This is a genomic window from Shewanella sp. N2AIL (assembly GCF_022690845.1).
In the GTDB taxonomy this organism is placed as follows: Bacteria; Pseudomonadota; Gammaproteobacteria; order Enterobacterales; family Shewanellaceae; genus Shewanella; species Shewanella baltica.
This window is the reverse complement of the sequence record NZ_JALBYT010000006.1, coordinates 144,856-151,910: the sequence shown is the minus strand read 5'-3', so window position 1 is coordinate 151,910 and position 7,055 is coordinate 144,856. Positions and strand designations below refer to the sequence as shown.

7 protein-coding genes and 1 rRNA gene are annotated in these 7,055 nt (G+C 46.7%); 6 read left to right on the top strand and 2 right to left on the bottom strand.

Annotated elements, in window-relative coordinates; genetic code table 11:
* Positions 1 to 9: 9 nt before the first annotated feature.
* The 5 genes from rrf (at position 10) to MO387_RS05980 (ending at position 4,534) form a co-directional block, all read left to right on the top strand.
* A 5S ribosomal RNA gene (rrf, locus tag MO387_RS06000) occupies positions 10 to 125 on the top strand.
* 285 nt (positions 126 to 410) lie between these two features.
* The gene (locus MO387_RS05995; RefSeq protein WP_159074999.1) at positions 411 to 584 is read left to right on the top strand and encodes a hypothetical protein; all 174 of its coding nucleotides are present in this window, start codon (positions 411 to 413) and stop codon (positions 582 to 584) included.
* A gap of 709 nt (positions 585 to 1,293) precedes the next feature.
* A complete protein-coding gene (locus MO387_RS05990; protein ID WP_106649718.1) occupies positions 1,294 to 1,560 on the top strand; it encodes an OadG family transporter subunit in 267 nt (88 codons plus the stop codon).
* Positions 1,561 to 1,571: 11 nt separating this feature from the next.
* The gene (oadA, locus tag MO387_RS05985; protein WP_107950142.1) at positions 1,572 to 3,395 is read left to right on the top strand and encodes a sodium-extruding oxaloacetate decarboxylase subunit alpha; all 1,824 of its coding nucleotides are present in this window, start codon (positions 1,572 to 1,574) and stop codon (positions 3,393 to 3,395) included.
* A gap of 8 nt (positions 3,396 to 3,403) precedes the next feature.
* On the top strand, positions 3,404 to 4,534 hold the full coding sequence (locus tag MO387_RS05980) for a sodium ion-translocating decarboxylase subunit beta (protein WP_107946733.1): 1,131 nt from the start codon (positions 3,404 to 3,406) through the stop codon (positions 4,532 to 4,534).
* 114 nt (positions 4,535 to 4,648) lie between these two features.
* On the opposite strand, the gene MO387_RS05975 is transcribed toward MO387_RS05980, so the two are convergent.
* Complete coding sequence (locus MO387_RS05975) at positions 4,649 to 4,816, bottom strand: hypothetical protein (protein ID WP_172837312.1); 168 nt, start codon at positions 4,814 to 4,816, stop codon at positions 4,649 to 4,651.
* 241 nt (positions 4,817 to 5,057) lie between these two features.
* Positions 5,058 to 6,317 (bottom strand): dicarboxylate/amino acid:cation symporter, encoded by a 1,260-nt coding sequence (locus MO387_RS05970; RefSeq protein ID WP_006080602.1) that lies wholly within the window; start codon positions 6,315 to 6,317, stop codon positions 5,058 to 5,060.
* A 292-nt stretch (positions 6,318 to 6,609) separates the two neighbouring features.
* Here MO387_RS05970 and MO387_RS05965 point away from each other — a divergent pair, with 292 nt between their 5' ends.
* Positions 6,610 to 7,035: a YqaA family protein gene (locus MO387_RS05965; RefSeq protein WP_107946735.1), complete on the top strand. Its 426-nt coding sequence runs from the start codon at positions 6,610 to 6,612 to the stop codon at positions 7,033 to 7,035.
* The last annotated feature ends 20 nt before the right edge of the window (positions 7,036 to 7,055 follow it).

Here is a 7,055-nt window from a genome sequence, read left to right as displayed (position 1 = left end):
CAGAATTTGCTTGGTGACAATAGCCTTGTGGAACCACCTGATCCCATCCCGAACTCAGAAGTGAAACGCAAACGCGCCGATGGTAGTGTGGGGTCTCCCCATGTGAGAGTAGGTCATCGCCAAGCGCTTAATTATCTCATTGAGATGTAACGAAGCCAGCTGAATAAGCTGGCTTTTTTTCGTCTGTAATTTGCAGAAATTGATATATTTTTCTTCCAACTTGCATGTTTCCCCACTATTTTTACTCACCAGCTCACCAGCTCACCAGCTCACCAGCTCATTTTTTAATTGCTGAGTTCCTTGTCTATCTTAGGCTTCCTTATTTCGTTCTTGTCCTATTGCTTATACCAATCACATTAAATATCTAATCAGTTCAGAGCCTCACAGGTATCTCAATCCAAGGCACATTGATGCAGAAAGGTCGGCTAACTGTTAACGGCATGGCAACGCGCTTTATACTGCGTTTAAGGCTTTCGACAGAGCACCACTATGCCTTCAAGCCTTTGCCTTGTTTAAAGCGCGTTGAATTCCCGCTGAATGAACAGATATTAAATACGATTGGTATTAATCCTGCGAATAGCTAAGAGCCTAAGGTCTACCTCGGGTAGCACTGTGGCTTATCTTTCAAGATAGCCGCTCCACAACAAACCGTATTGAGCCTCTAGCACCGCTTTGTGTTGGTATAAAGGGGACATCTAAGTTGTCAAAATGGATGATTTAATTTGTTAGATTGACCCCATTCCTCTTCTTCAATCAATTCCTTCAGAACGACATTCCTTTTTTATCTTCTACCAGAATCAAATAGCAGTAACTTGGATTGTGAAATTTGCATACTTTTTCACTTGGTTTATTCCTATGTTCGTTGTTTTCAATTTAGGAATCATTTTTTAGCCTAGGACATCCTTTCGATTTAACTCTAGCATTGTGGCTGTTTCATTATGGAATATTGATTTAATTGCTCGATTTCTGAGGATTAGTGATTGATAGTCTTTTGGTTTACTCAATATTGGTAAGACCAATTTACATTTGCATGGTGTTTTTGTTATCAATTGGTTATGTTTGCACTGGGTTTAGTTCAAGCTGGTTTTCTTGTTGTGTGACTTTTTAGTTTTTTAATGTGATTTTTTATTCAAATTCTCTTTGGTGTGGTGGTCGCTATAGGTCTGTCTACGAGAGGCCCATCGTTTGTAAACCGCTCAACCGATTGAATGTTGAATTTGTAATGCGATAGCGGATGGTTTTGGGGTAATCGTACTGTGGGTAGGGATCGAGAGAGTAAGGGGTAGGGGAGCTATGGAGGATGTAACGCAATCTTTATTGGATGCCGTTGGCATTATGTTTTTGGGGATGGGCTTAGTGTATTTATTTTTAAGTGTACTAATCCTTGGGATCCATTTGGTTGCGCGCTGGTGTGCGGTGGATGCTGCATCTGCACGTTTTGCGACAAATCATGCTAAAAGCCAGCAGAGAGTAGCACAATCAGATGTTAAGCCTTTAGACCCAAATGTGGTCGCTGCGATTTCACTAGCGGTAAAGCAGTATCGTTCACAGATTAAGTAATGGGGAGCAGTATGACTTTTGTATCTAATTCTACGGCGGCAGTAGCTAAGCCATTATTTTTAACTGATGTCGTTTTGCGGGACGCGCATCAATCTATTTTAGCGACGCGCTTACGCCTTGATGACATGTTACCGATTACGCCATTACTCGATAAGATCGGCTTCTGGTCACTGGAATCTTGGGGTGGGGCGACGTTTGATGCCTGCATTCGTTATCTTGGTGAAGATCCTTGGGATCGAATTCGTGAGCTGAAAAAGGCCATGCCGAATACGCCGCAGCAAATGTTGCTGCGTGGCCAAAACCTCTTAGGTTATCGCCATTATGCCGATGATTTAGTCACGCGTTTTGTTGAGCGCGCCCACACTAATGGCGTTGATGTATTTCGTATTTTCGATGCGATGAACGATGTTCGCAACCTCGAGACTGCGGTGAAAGCGGTGCGCCAAGTTGGCGGCCATGCGCAGGGGACGATTTCGTATACCACGAGTCCAGTGCATACCATAGAGACGTGGGTTGATATGGCAAAACGTCTCGAAGATATGGGTTGTGATTCTTTGTGCATCAAAGATATGGCGGGCTTACTTAAGCCGATGGAAGCGTTTGAGCTGATTAGCCGACTAAAATCCCAAACGCAACTTGTGTTATCTATGCATTGTCATGCGACGACCGGATTAAGTACCGCAACTTATCAGAAGGCCATTGAAGCGGGCATCGATGTGCTCGATACGGCAATTTCGTCGATGAGTCAAACCTATGGACATACTGCAACTGAAACTGTTATCGCTATGGTGGAAGATACTGAACGTGCCACGGGTTACGACATGGTGTTGCTTGAGGAGATTGCCGCTTATTTCCGTGAAGTGCGTAAGAAGTACGCTAAGTTTGAAGGTGCGCTGAAAGGCATAGATTCGCGTATTTTACGCGCCCAAGTACCTGGTGGCATGCTGACCAATATGGAGAGCCAATTAAAGGAGCAAGGCGCGGCCGATAAGATGGACTCGGTATTGGAAGAAATTCCCCGCGTACGTGCTGATTTAGGTTTCTTGCCGTTAGTGACGCCCACATCGCAAATTGTTGGCTCGCAGGCAGTCATTAATGTGTTGATGGGTGAGCGTTATAAGTCACTGACCAAAGAGACTGAGGGCGTGCTTAAGGGCGAGTATGGCGCAACGCCTGCGCCAGTCGATGCCGCCTTGCAAGCCAGAGTCTTGCAAGGGGCGCAAGCCATTACCTGTCGCCCTGCGGATCTATTAACGCCTGAACTGGCTAAGTTACGGCTTGAGTTGGTAGAGAAAGCGCAGGAACAAGGCATTCGCTTATCCTCAGAGCATGACGATGATGTGCTGACCTATGCACTCTTTCCACAAATAGGATTGCAGTTCTTAAAGAATCGTGACAATCCGAGCGCCTTCGAGCCTAAGCCTGAGCTGGCGTCGGCACTTGCTACTAATGCTGTGGATCGCGCCCCTGAAACTTACACGGTAACTGTCGAAGGGCAAGATTATGTGGTCGAAGTCGCCGCGGGTGGGGAGATCTCGCAAATTCAGCCACAGGGCCAAAGTGTGCAAGCTGTGCAAACTGCTACGGCGAGCACTGCGCTATCAACAAACCATGGTGAAATTAGGCTTGAAATGAGCGCGCCTCTGTCGGGCAACATCTTCAAAGTTCATGTTTCGCCAGGCGATAGAGTGTGTGAAGGCGATGTCGTGATCATCCTTGAGGCGATGAAGATGGAAACAGAAATTCGTGCTCAGGGCGATGGCATTATCGCTAAGCTCTGGGTGAAAGAAGGCGACTCAGTGTCAGTGGGTTCTCAATTATTGGCCTTGGCGTAGGAGTCATTATGGAAGGTTTAATGGCTTTTTGGGCCGAGACAGGTATTGCCCATTTTACTGGCGGGCAAGTGTTGATGATGGCAGTGGGCGCTTTGCTCTTGTATCTCGCCATAGTGCGTGGGTTTGAGCCTTTGTTATTGTTGCCCATTGGTTTTGGCGCAGTACTGGCGAACATTCCCCATGCGGGATTTACCGAAGAAGGTGGCATGCTGTATTACGCCTATCATGTGGGGATTGAGACTGGGGTGTTTCCTCTGTTGATCTTTATGGGCGTCGGTGCGTTGACCGACTTTAGTGCTCTGATTGCGAATCCTAAAACTCTGTTACTAGGGGCGGCGGCGCAGTTTGGGATTTTCGCGACACTGATAGGTGCGATAGCGCTGAACCTAGTGCCGGGCTTTGAGTTCACTATGAAGGATGCGGCGGCCATTGCGATTATCGGCGGCGCCGATGGGCCGACGGCGATTTTCCTCGCTTCAAAGCTGTCGCCTGAGTTATTGGGTGCGATTGCGGTCGCGGCTTATTCCTATATGGCGTTAGTCCCTATTATTCAACCGCCGATCATGCGCTTACTGACAACCCAAGCTGAGCGCGAAATTAAAATGGAGCAGCTGCGCGAAGTCAGCAAGAAGGAAAAGATCATTTTCCCTTTGATGGTGCTGGGATTAACGATTCTCTTCTTACCTGCGGCCACGCCGTTAGTGGGCATGTTTTGCCTTGGTAATTTGATGCGCGAATCGGGCGTGGTGGATAGATTATCGAAAACGGCGCAGAACGAGCTTATTAATATCGTCACGATTTTCTTAGGGTTAGCTGTGGGTTCTAAGTTATCCGCGGATCAATTTCTGCGGCTGGAAACCTTAGGGATTTTGGTGTTGGGTGCCTTGGCTTTTAGCGTTGGAACTGCCGCGGGTGTGTTGATGGCAAAACTCATGTGCAAGCTGTCGGGTGGTAAAGTGAATCCGCTGATTGGCGCGGCGGGGGTGTCGGCTGTGCCTATGGCGGCGCGAGTCGTCAATAAAGTGGGATTAGAAGCGAATCAACATAACTTCCTGCTGATGCATGCAATGGGGCCCAATGTGGCGGGTGTGTTAGGTTCGGCAGTCGCTGCGGGGATTTTACTTGCCGTTCTTGGGTAATGGACGGGGTTAATCACTGAGTTAACCGATTGGGGTTAACTGAGCTTTGAACATCTTCCAATTGTTAGTACAGTCTTATCACTAAGGCCAACTCGATATTGAGTTGGCCTTTTGCTAAGCCGTTAACCACATTAACGTGATGAGGATTAAAATCAGCCCGCCACTTATGCCGATAATGTAGATAAAACCTCGTCGGCCTTGTTTTAGTGTGAGTTTGTTGGCTTTTAAAAATAACGCCCAAAACAAACATAGGATCAGCGGGATAAGGAAGAGTCTCGTCATTGTCTGTTCTGCTAGAGTGTGAGTTAGAGTTGTTTCAGAGTCTAACAGCTTGATCTTATTTGGGTAACCTATTTTACAGCCGATGAGGATTGTTGGAGTTGATTGATGCTTTAAGGTCGACAGTTTCACCGTTGTTTGCTGGATAAAAAAAAGACCGCCAAGCGGTCTCTTGATTTACATCATCTGCGTAATTTACCTAATGTTACTGATGGTTTAGCGCAGTGGCTTCGATCCAGTATTGCTATTGCTGCGAACTTACTGGTGTAACGTCTTGGTTATCGTTCGAATAGAATTGCGCTTCATCGAGTTCATTTTCTGATTTACCAATCACGACAGCTGTCATCATATCGCCCGTCACGTTCGTTGCTGTGCGGATCATATCGATGATACGGTCAATCGCGGCGATAAAGGCAATGCCTTCAAGTGGCAGACCAATCACACCTAAGGTCACAGTTAACATCACCATTGCACTTCCTGGCACGCCAGCGGTGCCAACAGAAGCCACGGTTGCAGTCACGGCAATCATTACATAGTCCAGTGTATCGAGCGGAATATTGTAAATTTGGGCGATGAAGATAGCGGCAATCGCAGGATAAATACCCCCACAGCCGTCCATGTTCATGGTCGCACCTAATGGCATCACAAAGGCGCTATAACGCTTTGATACGCCCATGGTTTCGACTGCACGGGTGCTCGCAGGTAAAGTGCCGAAACTTGAAGAAGTACTAAAGGCGACTAACTGCGCTGGCATAGCTTTGCGGAAAAATTGCAGTGGGCTTAAACCGCCGACAAATTTTACTAAGCCACCGTAGACAAAGATGATGTGGATAAAAGCGGCAATGTAGATAGCCCCGATAAACTTACCTAAAGGCAGTAAGGTTGATAAACCGTATTCACCCACAACCCATGCCATTAAACCAAACACGCCGATAGGGGTGAGTTTTAAGACCATGCGAGTCAGTTGGAACATGACTTCAGCGCCTGCTTCTATGGTGCGTTTTAGCGGCTCAGCTTTCTCGCCGACTTTGTTAATAGCGATACCCACTAACGCGGCAAACACGATAATTTGCAGTACCTTACCTTCAGCGAGTGAAGCGAAAGGATTGACAGGGATCATGTCGAGCAACACTTGTGCGAAACCGGGAATATTACGCTCGCGCACTTCCGTTGCCGTGAGCTGCATAGTGCCGCCCATGTCGATCATTGAGCCTACGGCTAAGCCAATCAACGAGGCAATTGTGCCTGTCAGCATGAACATGCCTAAGGTTTTAAGGCTCAAGCGTTTTAGGCTAGTTTGCGAGCCGAGCGATGTGATACTGACGACAATGGCACAAAAGACCAAAGGTGCGACCAACATCTTAATGGCGCCAATGAACAGATCACCGAGTGGTTTTAGCACTGTGGCGCTTTCACCTAAAATAACGCCAACGAGCGCACCTAAGATAAAGCCTGCTAAGACTTTTTGCCAAAACGGAATGCGGCTAATGGTTTGAAGGATCATGCATATTCCAGAAAAATAAATTAAGAGTGAGCCAATAGACCTGCGATGATAGGATTCGTATTCAACGAGTTGAGCGTGATGTTAACGCGCGCTCAGTCATGCGCAGGGTCATTGATTGCCATAGTTAAACCATTGTATCGACATAGCTAGGGTTATAACAAACCGTTTTTCTTATAACTTATTGTGATAAATGAGTTTGTTGTAAAAAGATTAAGTGAAACATTCAATTAACTTTAGGCAAGCATAATTGCATTGAATGTAAAAAGAGAGATTTATCATTGAGTAAGCCATTATGACTGAGTTAAGCATTATGTTCTCCGGCGCTTTTTTAGCGGCGACATTGTTACCGGGAGGATCTGAAGTCTTACTCGTGGCGTTATTAAACAAAACCCCAGAGGCTTGGGTTGCGCTGGTCGTGGTGGCTAGCATTGGCAACACCTTGGGTGCGATGACCAGTTTCTATTTAGGCCGCTTAGGCCGTCTAGCAAAATCACCAGAAGCGTTAGCGAAAGGTAAACACGCAAAGGGGCTCGCCTTGATTGAACGCTACGGCGTATGGGCGTTGTTACTCTCATGGGCACCAGTTGTCGGCGATATTCTCTGTTTATTGGCGGGTTGGTTGAGGTTAGCGTTAATCCCCTCTTTGGTGATGATTTTAATTGGTAAAACAATTCGTTACTTAATTATTGCCGCTGCCGTGCTGCAATGGATGGCATGATGGCGCTAGGATGCATTTAA

What these genes read in the sequence shown, in the direction of transcription:
- oadA (WP_107950142.1), top strand. Translation starts at nt 1,572, where the DNA reads ATGACTTTTGTATCTAATTCTACGGCGGCAGTAGCTAAGCCATTATTT.
- MO387_RS05980 (WP_107946733.1), top strand. Translation starts at nt 3,404, where the DNA reads ATGGAAGGTTTAATGGCTTTTTGGGCCGAGACAGGTATTGCCCATTTT.
- MO387_RS05965 (WP_107946735.1), top strand. Translation starts at nt 6,610, where the DNA reads ATGACTGAGTTAAGCATTATGTTCTCCGGCGCTTTTTTAGCGGCGACA.
- MO387_RS05990 (WP_106649718.1), top strand. Translation starts at nt 1,294, where the DNA reads ATGGAGGATGTAACGCAATCTTTATTGGATGCCGTTGGCATTATGTTT.
- MO387_RS05995 (WP_159074999.1), top strand. Translation starts at nt 411, where the DNA reads ATGCAGAAAGGTCGGCTAACTGTTAACGGCATGGCAACGCGCTTTATA.
- MO387_RS05970 (WP_006080602.1), bottom strand. Translation starts at nt 6,317, where the DNA reads ATGATCCTTCAAACCATTAGCCGCATTCCGTTTTGGCAAAAAGTCTTA.
- MO387_RS05975 (WP_172837312.1), bottom strand. Translation starts at nt 4,816, where the DNA reads ATGACGAGACTCTTCCTTATCCCGCTGATCCTATGTTTGTTTTGGGCG.